This is a genomic window from Stappia sp. WLB 29 (assembly GCF_023507705.1).
In the GTDB taxonomy this organism is placed as follows: domain Bacteria; phylum Pseudomonadota; class Alphaproteobacteria; order Rhizobiales; family Stappiaceae; genus Stappia.
The window spans coordinates 58,825-81,474 of sequence record NZ_JALBGD010000003.1; the positions used below are offsets into that span (position 1 = coordinate 58,825).

The following is a 22,650-nucleotide window of genomic DNA, read 5'->3' on the forward strand; positions in this document are numbered from 1 at the left end:
CGCGGAACCGCTGCGTCCGGTATCCCCGCACCGCTTCGGCCGATGTAGACCTCCGTACAGGTTGAAGCGGCGTTGATCTTTGTCATACTATTTTGCAATGCGAAAAAAGGCAGGCGGCTTATGCTGCACCGCCTCACGGAGATTGCGAGGTCGGTCACGTGTTCTATCAGGTCTACGAATTCAATCATGCGGCGATGAGTCCGCTGCGGGCGAGCGCGGACATGACGCGCCTGTACTTCCAGAACCCGCTCAATCCGTTCTCTCACACCCCGATCGGGCGCTCGGTCGCCGCGGGCTGCGAGATGATCGAGCGGATGACCCGGCGCTACGGCAAGCCGGAATTCGGCCTCACCCAGACCACCGTCAGCGGCGTCAAGGTGCCGGTACGCGAGGAGATCGTCTGGAAGAAGCCGTTCTGCAATCTCCTGCATTTCGACCGCAAGCTCGGCGAGCGCAAGCACAAGGGCCCGCGCATCCTGATGGTTGCGCCGATGTCCGGCCACTATGCGACGCTGCTGCGCGGCACGGTCGAGACGATGCTGCCGAGCGCGGACATCTACATCACCGACTGGATCGATGCGCGCATGGTGCCGCTCACCGAGGGGCGCTTCGATCTCGACGACTACATCGACTACGTCATCGAGATGCTGCAATTCCTGGGCCCGGACACCCATGTCATGGCCGTGTGCCAGCCCTCGGTCCCGGTGCTCGCGGCCACGGCGGTGATGGAGGCGCACAACGACCCTTGCGTCCCCGCCAGCGTCACCCTGATGGGCGGGCCGATCGACACGCGGATCAATCCGACCGCCGTCAACGACCTGGCCGAGAACAAGAGCATCGACTGGTTCGAGCGCAACGTCATCATGAAGGTGCCGTTCCCGCAGCCGGGCTTCATGCGCGACGTCTATCCGGGCTTCCTGCAGCTTTCGGGCTTCATGAGCATGAACCTCGACCGGCACGTCAACGCCCATCACGAGTTCTTCCAGCATCTCGTCTCCGGCGACGGCGACAATGCCGAGAAGCACCGCGACTTCTACGACGAATATCTCGCCGTGATGGACCTGACGGCGGAGTTCTACCTGCAGACGGTGGAGACCGTGTTCATCCGCCACGCGCTCGCCAAGGGCAAGATGCGCCATCGCGGCGATCTGGTCGATTGCGGCGCCATCCGCCGCTCGGCCCTGCTCACCATCGAGGGCGAGAAGGACGACATCACCGGCCGCGGCCAGACGATGGCGGCGCACAACCTGTGCGTCAATCTCTCGCCCGACCTGCGCGCCCATTACATGCAGCCCGATGTCGGCCATTACGGCGTGTTCAACGGCTCGCGCTTCCGCTCGGAGATCGCCCCGCGCATCCTCGACTTCATGCGCAGCCACGCGCATCTGCCGGCCAGCGCGCCCAAGGCCGCCGACACGGCGAAGTCGGCATCCGCCGAGGTGACCATTCCCGTCGCCGAGAAGCCTGCAGAGGCGAAGCCCGCTGCAAAGGCGCCCGCAAAGGCGGCTTCCGATCCGCTGGCCGAGGTGCTGCTGGCCAGGCCGCGCGGCGTTGCCGACGACCTCACCGCGATTTCCGGCGTCGGTCCGAAGCTGCAGACCGCGCTCAACGGCGCCGGCATCTTCCACTACTGGCAGATCGCCGCGCTCACCGACGAGCAGATCGCCGCGCTCGACAGCCGCCTCGACTTCCGCGGCCGCATCGACCGCGACGGCTGGATCGAGCAGGCCCGCAAGCTCGCCGAGCAGCCCGCCACGCACTGAGCAGCGGGCAGTGAGCGCGCCGACATGAGCTCCTGGCTCATCGCCATCGACGGCGGCGGCAGCACCTGCCGCGCCGCCCTTGCCGGCCCTGACGGCGAGATCGTCTCGCGCGGTCTCGCCGGCCCCGCCAATATCGCGACCGACCCGCAGCAGGCCGCCGCAAACATCGTCGCCGCGGCGCGTTCCGCCCTTGCCGAGGCCGGGCTGCCGGCGGAAGCGATCGCCTCCTGCCCGGCGCTGCTCGGCCTTGCCGGCGCCCGCCAGCTCGGCCGCGACGGCCGCTCGCTTCTCTCCCTTCCGTTTCCGCAGGTGGAGCTCGTCGGCGACGGCGAGATCGCGCTGGAAGGCGCGCTCGGGGGCCATGACGGGATCATGGCGATCCTCGGCACCGGCTCGGCCTTTCTCGCCCGCCGGGACGGCGAGATCCGCAGCGTCGGCGGCTGGGGCGTGCATCTCGCCGACCAGGGGGGCGGTGCCCGGCTCGGCCGCGAGGCGCTGAAATCGGCGCTGCTGTCGCGCGACGGGGTGCGCCCGCGCGGGTTGCTTGCCGAAACGCTGCTTGCCGCCTTCGGCGACGATCCCGCCCGCATGGTCGCCTTCGCCGGCTCCGCCCGCCAGGCCGATTTCGCCCGCCACGCCCCGGCGGTCTTTGCCGCAGCCGATGCCGGCGACGGCGAGGCCGAGGCCCTGCTTGTCGCCTTCATCAAGGAGGTGGAGGAGATGCTGACCGTGCTTGTCTTTCCCGGTTGCCAGCGCATCGTGCTGATGGGCGGCCTCGCCCCGTTCTATGCGCCGCGCCTCGCGCCGCCCCTTGCCGGGCTCCTTGCCGCGCCGCTCGGCGATGCGCTGGACGGGGCCGTGCGCATGGCGAGGCGCGCGTTTTTCGCCGCCTGACGCTTGCGCGCCGCCAGCCGCTGACGCAAAAAGCGCCAACAACCTCCCGCCGGCGACAGCCGGCCCCGACGCGGGATGCCCGGACCATGCCTGACGAGACCCCCCGGCGCCCCCTGGCGATCTCTGCCGCCAAGATCTTCGACGGCGAAAGCTGGCACGAGAACGCGGTGCTGCTGGTGGAAAACGGCGGCGTCGCCGGCATCGTCCGCAGCCACGACCTGCCGGGCGACGCCGAGCGGATCGAAGCGGCCGGCGACATGCTGGTGCCCGGCTTCATCGACCTGCAGGTCAATGGCGGCGGCGGGGTGCAGTTCAACACCGCGCCCGACCGCGATGCCATCGCCGCCATCGCGGCCGCCCATCGCCGCTTCGGCACCACCGCCTTCCTGCCGACGCTGATCACCGACACGCCGCAGACGACCGCGCAGGCGATTCGCGCCGCCATCGGCGCGGCGACCAGCGTGCCCGGCTGCCTCGGCCTGCATCTGGAGGGGCCGCATCTCGCCCCCGCGCGCAAGGGCGCCCACGCCGCCGAGCTGATCCGGCCGATGGACGAGGAGGACGTCGCGCAGCTCGTCGAGGCCGCCCGCCGCCTGCCGCTGCTCGTCGTCACGCTGGCGCCCGAGATCGTGCCGAGCGAGACGATCCGCCGCCTCGTCGATGCCGGCGTCGTGGTCAGCCTCGGCCACAGCGACGCCGACCACGCGGCCGCTTTGGCGGCGACCGTCGCCGGCGCGCGCCTCGTCACGCATCTCTTCAACGCCATGAGCCCGCTTAGTCACCGGGCGCCGGGCCTTGCTGGGGCGGCGCTGGCCACCGGCGCGCTGTCGGCCGGCATCATCGTCGACGGGCTGCATGTCACCGATCCGGTGATCGGCATCGCCGCGCGCGGCAAGGCCGGCCCCGGCCGCCTCTTCGTCGTCACCGACGCGATGGCCCCGCTCGGCACCGACGCCACGTCCTTCACGCTGAACGGCCGCGAGATCGCCCGCGAGCAGGTCGGCGAGGGGCTCGGCCGGCTGACCCTTGCCGACGGCACGCTGGCGGGTGCCGATATCGACATGTCCGCCTCGCTGCGCCGGCTCGCGGGCCCTGTCGGCCTGCCGCTGGAGCTGGCCCTGCGCATGGTCTCGCTGCATGCGGCGGAGGCCGCCGGCCTTGCCGAGCGCAAGGGCCGGCTGCTGCCCGGATTTGACGCGGATTTCGTCGAGCTCGATAGCGCCTTGCGGGTCCGCGCCACCTGGATCGCCGGCAGCCGGCTCTATTCGGCCTGATCCATGGGTTTCGCCTTGCCGCGATAGAAGGCCATCGCCTCTTCGCCGATATCGGCCTCGTCATAGGCGCCGATCAAGACGCCGGTGCGCCCGCCCGCCCCGCCGCGCCGGGCCAGGATCTGCGCATCGCTCACCGTCGTGCGCTGGCTGAGCCGCAGGCCCCAGTCGGCCAGCAGGGCGCGCAGCCGCGCCACCTCGCCCGCATGGGCGGGATCGCGGCCGAGATCGACGAATTCGGACGGATCGCTTGCCAGGTCGAACAGCATCGGCGGCAGCCCGCCTTCCGCGTGGATCAGCTTGTAGCGGCCGTCGAACACCATGAAGAGCCGGGCATCCGCGACCGAGACGCCGAGCCGGTCGGCCATCGGCGTGCAGGAATAGTCGTATTCGCTGATCGCCGCGCGCCGCCAGTCGGCAGGCCTTTCGCCGTGCAGCCAGGGCAGCAGCGAGCGCCCCTCCAGGATGTGGCCGGGCAGCTCCGCCGCCTCTCCGTCCCGGCGTCCGGCCACGTCGACGAAGGTGGCGGCGAGATCGATCGCCTCGACCAGCGCGTCGCAGGTGCCGCCCCGGGTCGCATCGGCCCTTGCCGAGGGGTCGTAGACGATCAGCGGCACCTTCACCGAGGGCTCGTGGAACAGGTCCTTCTCGCCCAGCCAGTGGTCGCCGAGATAGTCGCCATGGTCGGAGGTGACGACGATCATCGTGTCGTCCAGCGCACCGCTTTCCTCCAGCACGTCGAGCAGCCGGCCGAACTGGTCGTCGCACTGGCGCACCAGGCCCATATAGGCGGGGATCGCCGCCTCCCGAACCTCGTCGCGGGCGAAGCTGCGCGAGGCCCGGCTCTGCATGAAGGCCTCGAAGACCGGATTGGGGTCGGCGCGCTCGCGCTCATCGCGCAAGGCCGGCAGCACGTCCTCGGGGCCGTACATGTCGTGATAGGGCGCCGGCACGATATAGGGCCAGTGCGGCTTGATGTAGGAAACGTGGCAGAGCCAAGGGACCGCCCGCCGCTCCTTGCGCCGCTCGGCGAGAAAGGCCAGCGTCTCGTCGGTCAGCCAGGGCGTCTCGGCATCCTCTTCCCGCACATTCGCCGCCAGCCCGGCATTGCGCATCAGCCAGCCGCTCTCGACTTCGCCGCGCCCCTCCGCGTCCCGCTCCGCCGAAAGGCCGGAATTGGCATGGTCGTGCCAGGGGTTGCGGCTGTCATAGCCGCGCGCCTTCAGGAAGGCGTTATAGGGCGAGGGCTTGGCGTCATAGGGCCCGTCCGGGCCTTCCGCCCACAGCCCGTCGTCGCGCACCCTGGCATCGAAGCCGCATTCGGCGATGCGCGTGCCGACGATGCCGCCGCGCGAGATGCCGAGCCGGTCGAGCCCGGCATCGTCGACCTTCATGTGGGTCTTGCCGATCAGCACCGCATCCATGCCGCGCGCCCGCAGGTGGTCGCCCAGCGTCACCTCGCCCGCCTTCAGCGGATAGTTGTTCCAGGCCGCGCCGTGCGAGCCGACATAGCGCCCGGTATAGAAGCTCATGCGCGAGGCGCCGCAGATCGGCGACTGCACATAGGCATTGGTGAAGCGCACCCCGCGCGCCGCCAGCCGGTCGAAATTCGGCGTCTTGAGCCGCGGATGGCCGGCGCAGCCGAGATAGTCGAAGCGCAGCTGGTCATACATCACGAAAAGGATATTGCGCGCGCGTCTCGCCACTCCCGGACACTCCCTTCAGGCCCAAATCACCTGCCCAACGGCCCGCAGTTGAGCCGAGCCGGCCGGGTCAGGCAAGTGCAGGCCCGCTCTGCCGGCCTGCGGTTATACAAACTCATCCAAATCTCATTTTACATTACCTTTTGCATGGATCACCCTGTCAGCCTTGCCGGTCGCCTGCACCTAGGGCAGGAGTTGTCGCGGCGCGTGCCAGCGGCTAAGAGCAGGACGACAGGGAACGCAAGGCAGCCCGCGAGGGCTGCGGGCCGCATGCCGCCGAGCGGCAGGTCCGCGCTGGGGAGGAAGAAAGCAAATGCGCCAATCCGTCGAACGGCTGCTGGAGCGGCTTTCCGCCTGGCTGGCGATCGTCGGCGGCGCGGTGCTGGTCGCACTGACGGTCGCGACCGTCGTGTCGATCACCGGCCGCGCGCTGACCTCCGTGGGCCTCGGGCCGATTCCGGGCGACTACGAACTGGTGGAGGCCGGCACCGCCTTCGCGATCTTCGCCTTCCTGCCCTGGTGCCAGCTCAATCGCGGCCATGTCACGGTCGACCTGTTCCTTGCCCGCTTCGGCCCCAGGGTCAACGCAGGCGTCGATCTCGTCGCCAACATCCTGATGACGCTGGCGAGCGGGCTGATCTGCTGGCGCCTGTGGCTCGGCATGCTGGACAAGCAGGCTTATCACGAGACCACCTTCATCCTGCAGTTTCCGCTGTGGTGGCCCTATGCCGCGGCGGTGGCCGGTGCCGGTTTTGGCGTGGTGGTCTGCGCCTACACGGTCTGGCGCAGCCTGGACGAGACCCTTGCGCGGCCGCTCGCCGCCGGCCGGGAGTAACCGAACGTGTCATCGCTCGAATACGGCCTGTGGTCGGTTCCCGTCCTGCTGCTGATGATCTTCCTGCGCCTGCCCATCGGCCTGTCGATGCTGCTGGTCGGCATCGCCGGCACGTCGCTGGTCACGGGGAGCTCGGTGCCGATCCTGGCGCAGCTCAAGTCGCTGGTCTACAGCACCTTTTCCAACTACTCGCTGTCCATCGTGCCGCTGTTCCTGCTGATGGGCCAGTTCGCCACGCGCGGCGGCATGTCGCGCGCCCTGTTCCGCGCCGCCGAGACCATGGTCGGCCACCGGCGCGGCGGCGTCGCCATGGCGGCGGTCGCGGCCTGCGGCGGCTTCGGCGCGATCTGCGGCTCCTCGCTCGCCACCGCCGCGACCATGGGCCAGGTGGCGCTTCCCGAGATGCGGCGCTGCGGCTATTCCGGCGCCCTGTCGACCGCCTGCCTTGCCGCCGGCGGTACGCTCGGCATCCTCATTCCGCCCTCCGTGGTGCTGGTGATCTACGCCATCCTGACGGAGCAGAACATCGCCAAGCTCTTCGTCGCCGCTTTCATTCCCGGCATCCTTGCCGCCCTCGGCTACATGCTCACCGTCTCGCTCTATGTGCGCTTCCGCCCGAACAGCGCCGGCAGCCAGGACAAGGCGAGCCGAGCGGAGCGAATCGCCGCGCTGATCGCCGTCTGGCCGGTGATGGTGATCTTCGTCGCGGTGATCGGCGGCATCTATTCCGGCGTCTTCACCCCGACCGAGGGCGCTGCCGTCGGCGCGGCCGGCACCGGCATCGTCGCCCTTCTCAACGGCGGGCTCGACCGCAAGGGGCTGGTGGAGTCCTTCCTGTCGACCGCCAGCGCCACCGGCATGATCTTCTTCATCGTGCTCGGCGCCACGGTCTACAACGGCTTTCTCGCCTTCTCCCAGCTGCCGCAGCAGTCGGCGGCCTATGTCGGCGAACTCGGCCTCAATCCCTGGACCGTGCTGCTGATCATCCTGGTCTGCTACCTCGTCTTCGGCTGCATCATGGATTCGCTCTCCATGATCCTGCTGACGATCCCGATCTTCTTTCCCATCGTCTCGGCGCTCGACTTCGGCCTGCCGCCGGAGGAGTTCGCCCTGTGGTTCGGCATCATCGTGCTGATCGTGGTGGAGGTGGGATTGATAACGCCGCCGGTCGGCATGAATCTCTTCGTCATCAACTCGATGGCGCCCGACGTGCCGCTGTCGCAGACCTTCCGCGGCGTCGTGCCCTTCATCGCCAGCGACATCGTCCGGGTGGCGATCCTGGTGCTGTTCCCGGGCCTGACGCTCGCCCTTGTGCGGCTGCTCTACTGACGGGGCCGCGAGGCCCCGCTCAGACCCTTGCCGGATCGAAGTCCGGCAGGCGCAATTCCTTCAGCATGTACCACTGGTCGAGGTTCTGCCGCACGACCGGCTCGAAATGCCGGTCGAGCGCGGCAATTCCGGCCCTTGTGGCGCACTCGGGCGCACCGTCCCGCTGAAAATCGAGCGGCGCGCCGACATGCACCCGGTAGCGCGCCGCGCTTGAGCGCAGCACGTGGATCGGCACCACCGGCGCCCCGGTTCTCAAGGCCAGCTTGATCGCGACCGAGGCATTGCCGCGCTCCGGCAGCGGCCGGCCGAAGGCGGGCAGGTGGACCTGCCGCTCGCGCACCTCGTCGACGAACAGGATCGCGTCGAAGCCCTCTCCAATCACCAGCCGGTGCAGGTGCCGGGCCGAGCGCTGGCCGGGCGGAAACACATAGAGGCCGTAGCGGGCGCGCATCTCGTGCAGGATCCGGTTGGAGACGCGCGAGGGCTCCGGCTGCCAGGTGCCGACCGCCTCGCGGCCGAACGTGTTGAGCACACTCTCGAAACACAGTTCGAACGGCCCCAGATGGACGCAGGCGAAGACGACCGGCGCGTCCGCCGGCAGCCCGGCCAGCGTGCCGTGCGGGTCGTCGACCTCCAGCCGCCCCGCCGCCCGCAGCCGCTCGATCGTCGCATATTCGGCCAGGATCGCGCCCGCCCCCTGCCACCAGCGGCGCACCGCCGCGTCCTGCTCGGCGGCGGCGAGCGGCGCGCGTGGATGCAGCCGGCCGAACGTCCAGGCGAGCCGGCGGGCATAGATCCGCCGCCGCTCCAGATGCCGGACCAGCGGCGCGAACGCCCGGCCGAAGCGCGGGGCAAAGCCGACCGGCAGGCGACGCAGTATTTCTTGGACGGCGCGCTTGACCGGCCCCAGCACCGTTTCGCGGCGCCGGGGCTCGCCCGGCACCTGCCGCGCATGGGTTTCCTCGAAGGCGACCGGCGGGATGCGCCGGCGACCGCGAACGGCGGTCACGGCAAGGCGCTCACGGATGCGCTTGGCGGTGCGCGTGCGGCGCCGCGGCGCGGCGCGGCTGAAGCCGCATCGGCAGGCGCTCGCCCGGGCGCAGCGTCAGCCGGCAGACCGGCTGCACGTCGGTGCCCGGCTCCAGCCGCACGTCGAAGCCCTGCGCCAGCATCGCCAGCGACAGGATCGATTCGGTCAGGCCGAAGGCAAGGCCGGCGCAGATGCGCGGCCCGATGGCGAAGGGCACGTAGCCGAATTTCGACTGGCCGCCGCGCGTTGCGCCGAGGAACCGTTCCGGCTCGAAATTGTCGGCGCGCTGCCACAGTTCCGGATTGCGGTGCAGCAGCCAGGGCACGACCATGACCAGCGAGCCCTTGGGCGTCGCGACGCCGCCGATCGTGTCGTCGGCCAGCGCCTCGCGGGCAAGGATCGGCACGGGGGGATAAAGCCGCAGGGTCTCCTCGATCACCGCGCGGGTATAGGACAGGCGGGCGACATCGGAAAACTCCGGCGTCCTGCCGGCCAGCACCGTGTCGAGCTCGGTCTTGAGCGCCTCGCGCGCCCAGGGCGCCTGGGACAGCAGGAACCAGGCCCAGGCCAGCGTGTTGGCCGTCGTTTCGTGGCCGGCCATGAAGATCACCGCCGCCTCGTTGCGGATCGCCTCGCGCGACAGCGGCTTGCCGTCCTCGTCGCGGGCCTCCAGCAGCCCGCCGATCACCGAGGTCTCGCCGTCGCTCCGGCGCGCCTCGTAGCTGGTGATGATCTCGTCGAGCACCTTGTCGATGCGCGCGACCGCGCGGCGGATCGCCCGGCCGCGCCGGCGCGGCAGCCAGTCGGGCAGGCCGAGCAGCGAGATCAGGTCGATCTGGTCGATATGGCGCTGATAGTCGGTGAAGCTTTCGACCACTTCGGCGGCGTAGTCGCGTCCGAGCTGGCTGCCGAAGATGGTCCGGCAGATGATCTCCGCCGTCAGGTGCGCCATCTCCTGCAGCATGTCGACCGGTGCATCCGGACCGGCCGCCTCCCAGGCGGCGCGCCGCTCGGCGATGGTCTCGGCCATGACGGGGAAAAAGTCGCGGACCTTCGAGGCGTGGATGATCGGGCCGACGATCTGGCGGCGGCGGCGCCAGGTCTCGCCGTCGGAGATGAACAGGCCGTCGCCGAGCAGCGGTTCCAGCGCGTGGCGCATCTGCGCGCTCTTGCGCTCGAACGTATCGTGCTTGCGCACGAAGGCTTCCTGGACCAGGTCCGGACTGTTGCAGACGAAGATCTGCTTGCGCAGCACGGCGACGCGCAGCCAGGGTTTGGCGAAGGCCGAGGTCGGCCAGACCGAGAGGAAGTTGCGGCGGGCGAGCCCGATCAGCTTCCAGACCGGCGGCGTCGATGCCGGGCGCAGCGGGCAGGGCGGCATATAGGTGCCGGGCGCCGCTGCCTCGACGTCTGGCGCCGGCGCCTCGGCGGGCGCGGAAGAGGCTGCGCCATGGCCGGCGACCGGGCAGCCGGCGGCGGACTTGTCCCCGGTCCTATCCCCGCTGGGGAGTCCTGCACTCTCCCCGTCGATGGTTCCTGTCGGTCGCTGCATGGGTTCTGTCCGGGGTCCTGTCCGGCCGGAGGCCGTCTCGTCCCTCCCTTATGGCAAACCTGGCGACCGGCTCCAAGTCCGGCCTTTGGGCAATTTCGAGACGCGTGTCTCGAAATTTCGCGAGATTGAGACGGAATTTCGCAGAATCCGTCTCGAAATTCGAGAATCGAGGAGACCGGCGAAAAAATCTTATTTTACAGGCGCGTAAGCCGCCGGATCGACCGTTTCCGGCCGTCCCTCGAGCGACAGGCGCGTGATCGCCGGATCGCTCTGCGCGATCACCTTGCCGCGGCGCACGACGGCCAGGCGGCGGGCCCGCAGCCGGATCGCCTCGATCGTGTCGGCCGCCTGCAGCAGCACGAAATCGGCGTTGCAGCCGGGCGCGATACCGTAGCCCTGCAGCCCCAGCGCGCGCGCCGGATGGGTCGTAACGCATTCGAAAGCATAGCGTATTTCGTCGCGGCTCATCATCTGCGCGACGTGCAGCCCCATCGATGCGACCTCCAGCATGTCGCCCGATCCCATCGAGTACCAGGGGTCCATGACGCAGTCGTGGCCGAAGGAAACATTGATGCCGTGCTTGCGCATTTCCGGCACGCGGGTCTGGCCCCGGCGCTTCGGATAGGTGTCGTGGCGGCCCTGAAGCGTGATGTTTATCAAGGGGTTGGCGATGACATGCACCTGCGCCTCGGCGATCAGCGGCAGGAGCTTGGAGACGTAATAATTGTCCATCGAATGCATCGAGGTGAGGTGCGAGCCGGCGACCCGGCCGTTGAGGCCGAGGCGCTGCGTCTCGCAGGCCAGCGTCTCGATGTGGCGCGACATCGGGTCGTCGCTCTCGTCGCAATGCATGTCGACCATCAGCCCGCGCGCGGCGGCGAGCTCGCACAGCGCCCGCACCGAGCGTGCACCGTCGTCCATCGTCCGCTCGAAATGCGGGATGCCGCCGACCACGTCGACGCCCATGTCGAGCGCGCGGATAAGATTGCGCTCGGCCTGGGGCGAGCGATAGAGCCCGTCCTGCGGGAAGGCGACGAGCTGCAGGTCGATATAGGGCGCGACCCTCTCGCGCACCTCTAGCAGCGCCTCGACGCCGGTCAGCCGGTCGTCGCAGACGTCGACATGGGTGCGGATCGCCAAAAGCCCTTGCGAAACAGCAAGATCGCAGTAACGCAGCGCCCGCTCGACCACCGCCTCGACGGTGAGCAGCGGCTTCAACTCGCCCCACAGGGCGATGCCTTCCAGCAAGGTGCCGCTCTCGTTCATCCGCGGCAGGCCGAGCGACAGCGTCGCGTCCATGTGGAAATGGCTGTCGACGAAGGGCGGGGATACCAGCCGGCCGCCGGCCTCGATCACACGGGCCGCCTCGCCCGAAATGCCGGGCTCGACGGCGACGATGCGGCCGTCCCGGCAGGCGATGTCGATGTGCGCGCGCCCGTCGGGCAGCTTGGCGTTCTTGACGAGAAGATCGAAGGACATGGGCGGCTTTTTCCGGAATCAGCACAAGGCTCGGGGCGGGTTCGCCGCAGTTTCGGCCTCCAGCGCTCCGGTTTCAAGCGCGCCCGCTCAGTAGGGCAGGCCGACATAGTTTTCGGCGAGCATCGTCTGCGCGGCGCGGGAGGAGGCGAGATAGTCGAATTCCGCCTCCTGCATGCGGGCGCCGAACGCGCCCTTTTCCGGGAAGCGGTGCAGGGTCGTCGTCATCCACCAGGAAAAACGCTCGGCTTTCCAAACCCTTGCCAGTGCCCGGTCGGAATAGGCGGCAAGACCGCCGTCGTCGCCGCCCCCGTAATAGGCGATCAGCGCTTCCGACAGGTAGTGGATGTCGGAGGCGGCGAGATTGAGGCCCTTGGCGCCGGTCGGCGGCACGATATGGGCGGCGTCTCCGGCCAGGAACAGCCGGCCGAAGCGCATCGGCTCGGCGACGAAGGAGCGCAAGGGCGCGATGCTTTTCTCGATGGACGGGCCGGTGACGAGTCGGGCCGCCACATCGGCGGGCAGATGCGCCGCCAGCGCCTCCCAGAACCGGTCGTCGGACCAGTCTTCGACCTTCTCGTCCAGCCCGCACTGGACATAGTAGCGGCTGCGGGTGGCCGAGCGCATGGAGCAGAGCGCGAAGCCGCGCTCGTGGCCGGCATAGATCAATTCCTCGTGCGCCGGCGGCACGTCGGCGAGCAGGCCGAGCCAGCCGAACGGATAGACCATCTCGAACAGCCGCAGCCGGTCGGCGGGGATAGACTGGCGCGAGACGCCGTGGAAACCGTCGCAGCCGGCGACGAAATCGCAGTCGATACGGTGGACAGTCTCGCTGAGACGGAAGGTCACGTAAGGCTGTGCGCCCTCCAGATCGTGCAGCGCGACACCCTCCGCCTCGTGCAGGACCGTGCCGCCCATGGCATCGCGCGCGGCGTAGAGATCCGTCGTCACTTCGGTCTGGCCGTAGACCGTGACGGTGCGCCCGCCGGTCAGGCCGGCGAGATCGATGCGCAGGCGCCGGTCGTGGAACGCGATCTCGACGCCGTCATGGACGAGCCCCTCTCGCTCCATGCGGGCGCCGACGCCGGCCCGGCGCAGCAGGTCGACCGTGCCCTGCTCCAGCACGCCGGCGCGGATGCGCGAGAGCACATAGGCACGCGAACGGCGCTCCAGCACCACGTTGTCAATGCCGGCGAGATGCAGCAGCTGGGACAGCAGCAGGCCGGAGGGACCGCCGCCGACGATGACGACGCTGGTGCGGGCCGGGACACCGGCAGCCGTCTGGCCGGACAGAACAGGGGTCATGCGCAAGGGTCCTCGACGAGATCGGCCTGCGAAGCAGGCTTGCCGTTCTGTCGAGAATGGGCGCGAAGCGCTGGACAAGGGAATGCAGAATTCGGTCAAATACAGGGATGAATCGAACATCGCGATCGCTGCCCGACTATGAACTATATGGGGAACCGGAGGGATCCGGCTTCCCTGATACGCTTCATATCGAACATCTGTCCGTGCGCAGCGGGCCGCGCCGCTGGCGCATCGCCCGCCATCGGCATCCCTCGCTGCACCAGCTGTTCTGGATCGAGCGCGGCGGCGGCGTCCTGATCGGCGAGGATGGCGAGAGCACGCTCGGTGCCGCCAGTTTCCTGAACATGCCGGCAGGCGTCGCGCACGGATTCCGCTTCCTGCCGGGCAGCACCGGCACCGTGCTGACCCTGCCGGTGGCAGTGTTCGAGCCGATCCGCGCGCGTATCGACCCGCGCGGGCAGCTGCTGGGCGTGCATATCGGCCAGGCCCGCACCGCGCCGCCCGAGCTTGAGGCCTTGCTGGCCGAGCAGCAGGGCCGCAGGGACAATCGCGGCGAGGCGCTGGCCGCGCTGGCAACGCTGATCTTCATCTGGGCGCTGAGGCTGCTGGAGGCCAATCCGCAGGCCGGGCCGCAGGCGGGAGCCGGCAGCGCCGCGGCCCGGCTCGCCGCGCGTTTCCAGGCGCTTGTCGATGCTCATCATCGGGAGTGGCACGCCTTGGAGCCGTATGCGGCGGCCCTTGCGGTGACCACGCCGCACCTGACCCGCGCCTGCCGGCAGGCGCTCGGCCAACCGGCCTCGGCGGTGCTGCGCGAGCGGCAGATGCTGGAGGCCCGGCGGCTGCTGGCCTATACGCAAGGGGCCGTCGCCGACATCGCCTATCGGCTGGGCTTCGCCGATCCGGGGCATTTCTCGCGGGTGTTCTCCGCCGCGACAGGCCTGTCGCCGCGGGCGTTTCGCCGGGGCTTCACCTCAGGTGCGGAATGAGGCCGCCGCTCACAGCGCGGCTTCCAGCCGCTCGACCAAGCGGCGCAGCACCTCGACGCGGGCGAAGCGCTTGTCTTCGGCAGCGACCAGATGCCAGGGCGCGAAACTGGTCGAGGTCCGATCGATCATGTCTCCGGCCGCCTCGGCGTACTGGTCCCATTTCAGCCGGTTGCGCCAGTCCTCGTCGGTGATCTTGAACTGCTTGTAGGGCGTCTCCTCGCGCTCCTTGAAGCGGGCGAGTTGCTCCTGTCGGCTGATCGCCAGCCAAACCTTGACGACGATGGCGCCGGCATCGGTAAGCCCGGCCTCGAACTCGTTGATTTCATTGTAGGCGCGCGACCACTCGGCCTCGCTGCAGAAGCCCTCGACCCGTTCCACCAGCACCCGTCCGTACCAGGACCGGTCGAAGACCGCCGAGTGTCCGCGCCGGGGCAGCCGGTTCCAGAACCGCCATAGCCAGGGATGGGCGTGCTCCTCCTCGCTCGGGGCGGCGATGCGGTGGACGCGGTAGCGGCGCGGATCGAGCGGGCGAATCACCCGGCGGATGGCACCGCCCTTGCCGGCAGCGTCGTTGCCCTCGAAGGCGAGGACGAGCGAGCGGCCGCGGAACGCCTTGCGGTCGACGAGGCGGGCAAGCTCGCCCTGCAGCCGGTCGAGCTCCGTGCGGTAGCGGTGTTTCGACAGGCGGGCACCGAGATCCACGGCCTCGACGGCGCTGCGCCGCTCGATGCCGGCGACCACGGCCGGCAGCGCCAGCGGATCGGCGGGAACCGCCTCCAGCCTCCGGCGAATCGCCATCTCGACGCAGCGGCCGAGCGCAAGATCGCGGGCGCGCGCCTCGTCGCTGGGGATGACGATCCAGGGCGCGGCCGGGGAGGAGGTGGCGAGGGCAGCACGCTCGAACGCCGCCTGGGCGCCGGGTGCGTGGGCGATATCGGCCCATTCGGCGAGAATGCGGCGGGCGCGGTCCTTGCGGCCGAGCCCTTTCAATCGGCGTTTCTGGGTTTCGGGGGTGAGCGAGAACCAGAATTTCAGCACCAGCACGTTTTCGCTGGCAAGCAGCTCCTCGAACCGGTTGATGCGGGCAAGCCGGCGCTCGAACTCGGCCTCGCCGATCTCGCCCTGAACGAAGCAGCGCAGCGGCTCGTTGTACCAGGAGGAGACGACGACGGAAGTCTCGCCCAACGCCGGCAGGTCGCGCCAGTAGCGCCACAGGTCCGGGCGGCCGCGCTCTTCGTCGGTCTCCTCGTCATAGGCGTTGCAGGTAACGTAGCGCACGTCGAGCCATTCGTGCAGACGGGCGATGGCGTCGTTCTTGCCGGCGCCGTCGACCCCGGCGATCACCACCAGCACGGAGAAGGGTTTCTTCTCGATCACCTCACGCTGGGCGGCCAGAAGTTCGGTACGCAGCTTCGGCTCGAGCGCGTCGAAGTCGGTGCGGGACAGGTCGAGGGGAAGGGAAGCCGACTGGAACACGGGACGCTGCTCTCCTGCTGACATGCGGCCGGCGCGCGGTGCGCGGACGGGATCCAAGGTGCCGTGCGTGCCGCCGCGATGCAATGGCCGGGGGCATGAACGGGCCCTGCCCGGAGCGACGGGGCGCCACATATAGTCGCACGGGCAGCGCCTGTCATATGCCCTGCGCCAAGACGCGGAGCGGAACGGGAAAAATGCTCCTCCCGAGGATTGGCGAAGCCGGCCGCAGGACGTACATGTAACGGGCCGCGCCGGGGATTTCCGCCCGCGCCAGCCAGGAAACAGTTCATGCCGGGCCGCGTCTCGTGACCGACCTTCTCAATCAGCTCGTCGCCTTCATCGGCGAAAACCCGATTCTCGCCAACGTGGTCGTGTTCACGATCGCCATGGGGGAGGCGCTGTTCATCATCGGGATGTTCGTGCCCTCGACCGTGGTGCTGGTGGGCGCGGGAACGCTGGTCGGTCTCGGCAAGCTCGATCCCTGGCCGATCCTGTTCTGGACGACGATGGGCGCCATTGCGGGCGATGCGATCTCGTACTGGGTCGGGCATGTCTACAAGGACCAGATCAAGTCGGTCTGGCCATTCAACCGCTACCGGACGCTGGTGGAGCGGGGCGAAGCCTATTTCCTGCTGCATGGCGGCAAGAGCGTGTTCATCGGCCGCTTCGTGCCGGGCGTGAAGGCCATCGTGCCGGGGATTGCCGGCATGGTCGGCATGCCGGTCGGCCGCTTCACCTTCATCAACGTCACTTCGGCGATCGTCTGGGCCATCGTGCATCTGGGTCCCGGCGTCATCGCCGGCACCGCCTTCAGCGCGCTGGGCGAAATCAGCGGCAGGCTGGCCACGGTGCTCGGCGTGCTCCTGGTGCTGCTCTTCGTCGCCGTGATGATCGCCCGCTGGCTGATCCTGATCGTGCTGCCGCTCTATGCGGGCAGCCGGCTGAAGGTGGTCGAATGGCTGGGTTCGCGGCCCGACCGCGTCAGCCTGTGGCTGGCGCAGATGCTGGATCCGGCGCATCCGCGCTCGGCCGGCATGATCGTCTCGGCGCTGCTGCTGATCGTCACCGTGCCGCTGTTCGCGGCGCTGGCGGCGGCGATCTCGCCCGACAACGGGCTCAACCGTGCCGATACGTCGATCCGCAACCTGTTCCAGGACCTGCGCACGCCGGTCGGCGACGACATCATGACCTTCATCACCATGCTCGGCGACGGGGTGGTGATCGCCGCCGTCGCGGCCGTGGTAATCGTCTACCTGTTCGCCCGCAAAGCCTGGCGACGGGCCACCGGCCTGATGATCGCGATGGCCAGTGCGGCGGTTTTCGTGCCTTTTTTCAAGTCGCTGTTCCAGCGCGAGCGGCCGATCGAGATCTATACCGGGGCCGACTCGCTGTCCTTTCCCTCCGGCCACGCGACGCTGACGGCGGTGCTGTTCGGCATCATCGCTGTGTTGGTCGCCCACGACCGTTCGCCCCTGATCAAGGCCGGCGTCTTCTCGCTGGCCGTGCCGCTGATCGGCGCGGTCGCCTTCTCGCGGATCTATCTCGGCGCCCACTGGATGAGCGACGTGGTCGGCGGCATCACCTTCGGCACGGCGATGGTCGCCACCTTCGCCTTCGTCTTCGGCTCGGTGCACAACGAGAAGATCGGCCGTTGGTCCCTGGCGGCCCTGACGGTGGTGACGCTGGCGGTCGTCGGCGGCATTCACGTGTCGCGCGACTTCGACCGGGCGCGGGACATGTACCGCCCGACCAAGCCGGTGGAGACGCTGACGAGCCAGGAATGGCTGTCCGGCGGCTGGGAAAAGGTGCCCGCGCACCGGATCGAACTCAGCGGCGAACGCGAGGAACCGCTGATCCTGCAATGGAGCGGCGACCCGCAGGCATTGGCTGAAGCGCTGGCGCAGGACGGCTATCGGCCGGCGCCGGGCTGGTCGCTCACCACCTTTGCCGGCTTCCTTACCGGGCAGACCGCACCGGAAGATCTGCCCGCGCTGCCGCGCATCCAGAACGGACGCGGCGCCGATCTGGTCCTGGTGCGGCGGGACGAGGACGAGGCCATCGGCGCGGACGGAAGCACGGATGGGGGACGCTGGGTGTTGCGGCTGTGGCAGACGCGCTTCGAGATCGTGACGCAGACCGGCGAACGGCTGCCGCTGCGCGTCGGTTCGCTGATCCACGAGCGCATCCTGCGCCCGCTTAACGAGCTGTCGGCGCCGCGCGCGGACCGCGACCTGCCGCAGGCGGACGAGAACCCGCTGAACGGGCTGCCGGGAGTGGTGCTGAAAATGCGAAGCGACGGGTCGACGGTGGCGTTAGGCGGCGAAGCCGTGGACCTGCTGCGCCCCGATCAGGCGCCGTCGGCGCCCTCGGAGCCGGCATCGGCCCCGCAATAGATGCCGTAGAGCGTCTCGAGAACGGCAAGCACTTCCGTGCCGGCCAGACTGTAATAGACCGTCTGGCCCTCGCGCCGGGCCTCGACCAGGCCCTGGACCCGCATTTTCGCAAGGTGCTGGGACAGGGCCGATTGGCTGAGGCCGACCCGTTCGGCCAGTGCGCCGACGCAGTGTTCGCCGCGTACGAGGTGGCACAGCACCAGCAGACGGCGACTGTTGGCCATCGACGCGAGCAGAGCGGCGGCCTCATCGGCCTTATTTTCCATATCTTGAATATTCATGTTTTCTAATTTATATGGCTCACATATATTTTCCATTCGAGGAAGCCCTTATGGGTCAGCGAGTCGCAACTGTGCCAAAGTGCCATTGACAGAAGCCGCGATTCATAGCCTCGGAAAATCCCGAAAATCACCGTTTGGCGAGATGTCGACATGAGCGAGTTCACTCCCCTTACTTCAGCCCTGGGCGGCATGCTGATCGGCCTCGCGGCGGTGCTGACCATGGCGCTTCTGGGGCGGATTGCAGGTATCAGCGGCATGATCGGCGGCCTGCTGCCGCCCTATGCGGGCGGCGCGACCGCGGCCGGCGAAAGAGGGTGGCGCTTGGCATTTCTTGCAGGCATGATCGCCTCGCCGCTGGTGCTCCTGGCCGCGACGGGCAGCCTGCCCGAGATCGAAGTGCCCGTCTCCCTGCCGATGCTGGTAGCCGGTGGCCTGATCGCCGGCGTCGGCGTGTCCTATGCCAACGGCTGCCCGTCCGGCCACGGCGTATGCGGCATGGCGCGGTTTTCGGTACGCTCGATCGCCGCCACGCTGACCTTCATGGCGACCACAGCCGCCACCGTCTTTCTCGTCCGCCACGTCCTTGGAGCCTGACCGATGATCCGCATCGCTTCCGCCTTTCTCATCGGCCTCCTGTTCGGCGCCGGGCTCCTGCTGTCGGGCATGGCCAACCCGGCCAAGGTCCTGAACTTCTTCGACTTCGCCGGCAGCTGGGATCCCTCGCTCGCCTTCGTCATGGGCGGTGCGCTGCTGGTCGCGGCGATCGGTTACCGGCTGGTGCTGGCCCGTCCGGCACCGGCATTGGCGACGAGCTTCTCGCTGCCGGCCCGCACCGCCCTCGACGGCCGGCTCATCGGCGGTTCCGCGCTGTTCGGCATCGGCTGGGGCATCGCCGGCTTCTGCCCGGGCGGCGTGGTGCCGGCGCTCGGCCTCGGCCGGATCGAACCGCTGGCTTTCGCCGGCGCGCTGACAGCGGCGATCGCCGCGGTGCGCCTTCTCGAGGCCCGGCGCGCCCAACGACCGCAGGCAGCCTGACACGGCTTCCCGCATAGTCTCTCAACCGATATCGAGACCGATGGAGCATCCCACGATGACCGAGACGACCTATCCTCTCGACCCGGCGACCCGGCCCGAGGTCACCGCCTTCTTCGACCCCAAGACCAACACGATCTCCTATGTGGTCCAGGATCCGGGATCCAAGGCCTGCGCCGTCGTCGACAGCGTGATGGACATCGACTACGCCGCCGGCCGCATTTCCTACGAGTCCGCCGACCGGATCATCGACTTCGTCCGCGAGAACGGGCTGACGGTCGACTGGCTGATCGAGACCCATGTCCATGCCGACCACCTGTCGGGCGCGCCCTACATCCAGGAGAAACTCGGCGGGCGCATCGGCATCGGCGAGAACATCAGGACCGTGCAGGACACGTTCGGAAAGGTGTTCAACGAGGGCACCGAATTCCAGCGCGACGGCTCGCAGTTCGACCACCTGTTCCGCGACGGCGACACCTATACGGTCGGCGGCATGGCCTGCTTCGCCATGCACACGCCCGGCCATACCCCAGCCTGCATGACCCATGTGATGGGCAATGCAGCCTTCGTCGGCGACACGCTGTTCATGCCCGACGGCGGCACAGCCCGGGCCGACTTTCCCGGGGGCGATGCGCACGAGCTCTACCATTCGATCCGCAAGGTGCTGTCGCTGCCTGAGGAAACGCGCCTGTTCATGTGCCACGACTACGGCCCGAACGGCCGCGAGATCCGCTGGGAAACCACGGTGGGCGAGGAGCGCAAGCACAACATCCATGTGCGCGACGGCGTCACGGAGGAAGAATTCGTGGCGATGCGCCAGGCGCGCGATGCCACCCTCGACATGCCGAAATTGATCATTCCCTCGATACAGGTCAACATGCGCGCCGGCAAACTGCCGCCGAAGGATGACAGCGGCCGGACCTTCCTCAAGGTGCCGGTCAACGGATTGTAAGGACAGGAAGAATGCAGAGCGCCCGGGTCGACGACACCCTCACCGTTTCGTTCCAGATCCAGCCGGAGGATGTCGCGGCGATCCGCGACGCGGGCTTTGTCGCGATCGTCAACAACCGCCCCGACGGCGAGGCTCCCGACCAGCCGGCCGGCGCGGAGATCGCCCGCGCCGCCGCCGAGGCCGGCCTTGCCTATACCGCCCTGCCGGTGACGGGCCGCGAAGGCATCACGCCCGACACGATCCGCGGCTTCCATGAGGCGCTGGAGACGGCCGGCGGTCCGGTCTTCGCCTTCTGCCGCACCGGCACGCGCTCGATCAATCTGTGGGCTCTCTCCCAGGCGGGCGACCGCGACCCGGCCGAACTGGTGCGCATGGCGGCGGACGCCGGCTACGACCTGTCCGGCCTTGCCCCGGCGCTGCGCCAGATCGCCGATCACGGCCTTCCCGGCTGAAATGTCGGCCGGCCGCAAGGCCAGCCGGATGCACGCCTTCCGCCCCCTATCCAGCGGGGTCTCTCGGTTGCGCCGCCCGCCAGCGGGCGGCGCGCTTTCCTTTTGCGACACGCGGTTCCGGCTTCGACATGACACGCCTTGCCTCCTACCTGCCGATCCTCGACTGGGGACGCGCCTATAGCCGCGACACGGCGACCGACGACATGATCGCCGCACTGATCGTGACGATCATGCTGATCCCACAGTCGCTCGCCTATGCGCTGCTGGCCGGTCTGCCGCCGGAAGTGGGCCTCTACGCGTCGATCCTGCCGCTCGTCGCCTATGCGCTGTTCGGCACCAGCCGAGCGCTGGCGGTCGGACCGGTGGCCGTCGTATCGCTGATGACCGCCTCGGCGGTGGGCGAGATCGCGGCGCAGGGCACGCCCGAATATCTCGGCGCGGCGATCGTTCTGGCACTGCTGTCCGGAGCGATGCTGGTCGCCATGGGCCTGTTTCGCCTCGGCTTTCTCGCCAACCTGCTGAGCCATCCGGTGATTTCCGGCTTCATCACCGCGAGCGGGCTGATCATCGCCGCCGGGCAGCTGAAGCACATTTTGGGCATCGGCGGCTCGGGGAGCACGATGGTGGAGATCGTCGGCGGGCTCGCCGCCAATCTCGGCAATGCCAACCCCTATGCGCTGGCGATCGGCGTGCCGGTGACGCTATTCCTGTTCTGGGTGCGCAGCGGGCTGAAGCCGGCGCTGGTGCGGGCGGGCCTGCGGCCGCGGCTTGCCGACATCATCGCCAAGTCCGGCCCGGTGGCGGCGGTGGCCGCAACGACGCTGGCAGCCCATGTCTTTTCCCTCGGCGACAAGGGCGTGAAATTGGTCGGCCACATTCCCTCCGGCCTGCCGGCGCCCTCGCTGCCGCCGCTCGACCCGCAGCTGTGGAGCCAGCTGGTGGTGCCTGCCTTGCTGATCTCGGTGATCGGCTTCGTGGAATCGGTCTCCGTTGCGCAGACGCTGGCGGCGAAGAAGCGCCAGCGCATCGTCCCGGACCAGGAGCTGATCGGGCTCGGCGCGGCCAACATCGCCTCGGGCATTTCCGGCGGCTATCCGGTGACCGGCGGCTTCGCGCGCTCTGTGGTGAATTTCGACGCGGGCGCGGCGACGCCGGCGGCCGGCGCCTTCACCGCCATCGGCATCGCACTGGCCACGCTGTTCCTGACGCCGCTGATTTCCGAACTGCCGCAGGCGACGCTGGCCGCCACGATCATCGTCGCCGTGCTGTCGCTGGTCGACCTGAAGGCGCTCCGCCGAGTCTGGGCCTATTCGCACAGCGACTTCGCGGCGATGGCGGCAACAATCCTGGCAACGCTCGTCCTCGGCGTGGAGACCGGCGTCACCGTCGGCGTCGGCGTGTCGCTGGCGCTGCATCTTTATCGCAGCACCCGGCCGCACATGGCCATCGTCGGCATCGTCCCGGGGACCGAGCATTTCCGCAACATCAACCGGCACAAGGTGATCACCGGCGAGACCGTGCTCACCCTGCGGGTCGACGAGAGTCTGTTCTTCGCCAACAGCCGCTTCCTGGAAGACCGGCTGACCGAGCTGGTCGCCGAACGCCCGAAGCTGCGGCATGTCGTGCTGATGTGCACCGCGGTCAACGAGATCGACGCCTCGGCTCTGGAGAGCCTGGAAGAGATCAACCGCCGGCTGGCCGACGCCGAGGTCGGCTTCCACCTGTCGGAAGTGAAGGGGCCGGTGATGGACCGGTTGCAGCGGACGGACTTCCTCACCCACCTCAACGGCAAGGTGTTCCTGACCCAGTACGAGGCCTTCGCCGCGCTCGATCCGCGCACCGCGCATATCGCCGAGGCGCGAAAGCCGCGCAGGGCGACCAAGGCCGATTTCTGGATCGGCCCGGAAATCTGAGGCGAGG

19 protein-coding genes are annotated in these 22,650 nt (G+C 68.7%); 12 read left to right on the plus strand and 7 right to left on the minus strand.

The annotated features are described in order from the left end of the window. Positions 1-158: 158 nt before the first annotated feature. From phaZ to nagA, 3 genes are all read left to right on the plus strand, one after another. Positions 159-1,763 (plus strand): polyhydroxyalkanoate depolymerase, encoded by a 1,605-nt coding sequence (gene phaZ, locus MNI96_RS06570; RefSeq protein WP_349629132.1) that lies wholly within the window; start codon positions 159-161, stop codon positions 1,761-1,763. A gap of 24 nt (positions 1,764-1,787) precedes the next feature. Further along, positions 1,788-2,657: a glucosamine kinase nucleotide-binding domain-containing protein gene (locus MNI96_RS06575; RefSeq protein WP_249691477.1), complete on the plus strand. Its 870-nt coding sequence runs from the start codon at positions 1,788-1,790 to the stop codon at positions 2,655-2,657. Between the two features lie 86 nt (positions 2,658-2,743). Continuing rightward, on the plus strand, positions 2,744-3,931 hold the full coding sequence (gene nagA / locus MNI96_RS06580; protein WP_249691478.1) for an N-acetylglucosamine-6-phosphate deacetylase: 1,188 nt from the start codon (positions 2,744-2,746) through the stop codon (positions 3,929-3,931). On the opposite strand, the gene MNI96_RS06585 is transcribed toward nagA, so the two are convergent. Then, entirely contained in the window at positions 3,919-5,634 is a 1,716-nt protein-coding gene (locus tag MNI96_RS06585) for a sulfatase-like hydrolase/transferase (protein WP_349629133.1), read from the minus strand. The two genes, nagA and MNI96_RS06585, sit on opposite strands and share 13 nt — an antisense overlap. Before the next feature lie 310 nt (positions 5,635-5,944). Here MNI96_RS06585 and MNI96_RS06590 point away from each other — a divergent pair, with 310 nt between their 5' ends. Beyond that, positions 5,945-6,466, plus strand: coding sequence for a TRAP transporter small permease (locus tag MNI96_RS06590; RefSeq protein WP_249691480.1), 522 nt, complete (start codon positions 5,945-5,947; stop codon positions 6,464-6,466). Positions 6,467-6,472: 6 nt separating this feature from the next. Beyond that, the gene (locus tag MNI96_RS06595) at positions 6,473-7,795 is read left to right on the plus strand and encodes a TRAP transporter large permease (protein ID WP_249691482.1); all 1,323 of its coding nucleotides are present in this window, start codon (positions 6,473-6,475) and stop codon (positions 7,793-7,795) included. A 19-nt stretch (positions 7,796-7,814) separates the two neighbouring features. Here the strand turns inward: MNI96_RS06595 and MNI96_RS06600 are convergent, their stop codons facing one another. The 4 genes from MNI96_RS06600 to pobA all read right to left on the minus strand — a co-directional run bounded on the left by MNI96_RS06600 (position 7,815) and on the right by pobA (position 13,158). Continuing rightward, the gene (locus MNI96_RS06600) at positions 7,815-8,804 is read right to left on the minus strand and encodes a lysophospholipid acyltransferase family protein (protein ID WP_249691484.1); all 990 of its coding nucleotides are present in this window, start codon (positions 8,802-8,804) and stop codon (positions 7,815-7,817) included. Positions 8,805-8,814: 10 nt separating this feature from the next. Then, positions 8,815-10,377 (minus strand): cytochrome P450, encoded by a 1,563-nt coding sequence (locus MNI96_RS06605; protein WP_249691486.1) that lies wholly within the window; start codon positions 10,375-10,377, stop codon positions 8,815-8,817. Positions 10,378-10,566: 189 nt separating this feature from the next. Beyond that, entirely contained in the window at positions 10,567-11,856 is a 1,290-nt protein-coding gene (locus MNI96_RS06610) for an amidohydrolase family protein (RefSeq protein ID WP_249691488.1), read from the minus strand. Positions 11,857-11,943: 87 nt separating this feature from the next. Further along, entirely contained in the window at positions 11,944-13,158 is a 1,215-nt protein-coding gene (pobA, locus tag MNI96_RS06615; RefSeq protein ID WP_249691489.1) for a 4-hydroxybenzoate 3-monooxygenase, read from the minus strand. Positions 13,159-13,361: 203 nt separating this feature from the next. On the opposite strand from pobA, the gene MNI96_RS06620 reads away from it, so the two are divergent. Beyond that, on the plus strand, positions 13,362-14,144 hold the full coding sequence (locus MNI96_RS06620; RefSeq protein ID WP_249691491.1) for an AraC family transcriptional regulator: 783 nt from the start codon (positions 13,362-13,364) through the stop codon (positions 14,142-14,144). Positions 14,145-14,153: 9 nt separating this feature from the next. Here MNI96_RS06620 and pap read toward each other — a convergent pair whose 3' ends face one another. Continuing rightward, the gene (gene pap / locus MNI96_RS06625) at positions 14,154-15,620 is read right to left on the minus strand and encodes a polyphosphate:AMP phosphotransferase (protein WP_249691492.1); all 1,467 of its coding nucleotides are present in this window, start codon (positions 15,618-15,620) and stop codon (positions 14,154-14,156) included. 305 nt (positions 15,621-15,925) lie between these two features. On the opposite strand from pap, the gene MNI96_RS06630 reads away from it, so the two are divergent. After that, a complete protein-coding gene (locus tag MNI96_RS06630; protein WP_249691493.1) occupies positions 15,926-18,013 on the plus strand; it encodes a bifunctional DedA family/phosphatase PAP2 family protein in 2,088 nt (695 codons plus the stop codon). On the opposite strand, the gene MNI96_RS06635 is transcribed toward MNI96_RS06630, so the two are convergent. Then, positions 17,968-18,279, minus strand: a complete 312-nt coding sequence (locus MNI96_RS06635; RefSeq protein WP_249691494.1) for an ArsR/SmtB family transcription factor — start codon at positions 18,277-18,279, stop codon at positions 17,968-17,970. The two genes, MNI96_RS06630 and MNI96_RS06635, sit on opposite strands and share 46 nt — an antisense overlap. A gap of 165 nt (positions 18,280-18,444) precedes the next feature. On the opposite strand from MNI96_RS06635, the gene MNI96_RS06640 reads away from it, so the two are divergent. The 5 genes from MNI96_RS06640 (at position 18,445) to MNI96_RS06660 (ending at position 22,643) form a co-directional block, all read left to right on the plus strand. Continuing rightward, positions 18,445-18,888 (plus strand): YeeE/YedE family protein, encoded by a 444-nt coding sequence (locus MNI96_RS06640; protein WP_249691495.1) that lies wholly within the window; start codon positions 18,445-18,447, stop codon positions 18,886-18,888. 3 nt (positions 18,889-18,891) lie between these two features. Continuing rightward, on the plus strand, positions 18,892-19,329 hold the full coding sequence (locus tag MNI96_RS06645) for a DUF6691 family protein (protein ID WP_249691496.1): 438 nt from the start codon (positions 18,892-18,894) through the stop codon (positions 19,327-19,329). Between the two features lie 55 nt (positions 19,330-19,384). Next, positions 19,385-20,278, plus strand: coding sequence for an MBL fold metallo-hydrolase (locus MNI96_RS06650; protein ID WP_249691497.1), 894 nt, complete (start codon positions 19,385-19,387; stop codon positions 20,276-20,278). 11 nt (positions 20,279-20,289) lie between these two features. Further along, a complete protein-coding gene (locus MNI96_RS06655; RefSeq protein ID WP_158194329.1) occupies positions 20,290-20,730 on the plus strand; it encodes a protein tyrosine phosphatase family protein in 441 nt (146 codons plus the stop codon). A gap of 128 nt (positions 20,731-20,858) precedes the next feature. Further along, the gene (locus MNI96_RS06660; RefSeq protein ID WP_249691499.1) at positions 20,859-22,643 is read left to right on the plus strand and encodes a SulP family inorganic anion transporter; all 1,785 of its coding nucleotides are present in this window, start codon (positions 20,859-20,861) and stop codon (positions 22,641-22,643) included. The last annotated feature ends 7 nt before the right edge of the window (positions 22,644-22,650 follow it).

Excerpts from the sequence above, each read along its gene's own strand:
- nagA (WP_249691478.1), top strand. The coding sequence starts at position 2,744 with ATGCCTGACGAGACCCCCCGGCGCCCCCTGGCGATCTCTGCCGCCAAG.
- MNI96_RS06605 (WP_249691486.1), bottom strand. The coding sequence starts at position 10,377 with ATGCAGCGACCGACAGGAACCATCGACGGGGAGAGTGCAGGACTCCCC.
- MNI96_RS06645 (WP_249691496.1), top strand. The coding sequence starts at position 18,892 with ATGATCCGCATCGCTTCCGCCTTTCTCATCGGCCTCCTGTTCGGCGCC.
- MNI96_RS06640 (WP_249691495.1), top strand. The coding sequence starts at position 18,445 with ATGAGCGAGTTCACTCCCCTTACTTCAGCCCTGGGCGGCATGCTGATC.
- pobA (WP_249691489.1), bottom strand. The coding sequence starts at position 13,158 with ATGACCCCTGTTCTGTCCGGCCAGACGGCTGCCGGTGTCCCGGCCCGC.
- MNI96_RS06660 (WP_249691499.1), top strand. The coding sequence starts at position 20,859 with ATGACACGCCTTGCCTCCTACCTGCCGATCCTCGACTGGGGACGCGCC.
- MNI96_RS06590 (WP_249691480.1), top strand. The coding sequence starts at position 5,945 with ATGCGCCAATCCGTCGAACGGCTGCTGGAGCGGCTTTCCGCCTGGCTG.
- MNI96_RS06575 (WP_249691477.1), top strand. The coding sequence starts at position 1,788 with ATGAGCTCCTGGCTCATCGCCATCGACGGCGGCGGCAGCACCTGCCGC.
- MNI96_RS06650 (WP_249691497.1), top strand. The coding sequence starts at position 19,385 with ATGACCGAGACGACCTATCCTCTCGACCCGGCGACCCGGCCCGAGGTC.
- MNI96_RS06610 (WP_249691488.1), bottom strand. The coding sequence starts at position 11,856 with ATGTCCTTCGATCTTCTCGTCAAGAACGCCAAGCTGCCCGACGGGCGC.
- MNI96_RS06635 (WP_249691494.1), bottom strand. The coding sequence starts at position 18,279 with ATGGAAAATAAGGCCGATGAGGCCGCCGCTCTGCTCGCGTCGATGGCC.
- MNI96_RS06655 (WP_158194329.1), top strand. The coding sequence starts at position 20,290 with ATGCAGAGCGCCCGGGTCGACGACACCCTCACCGTTTCGTTCCAGATC.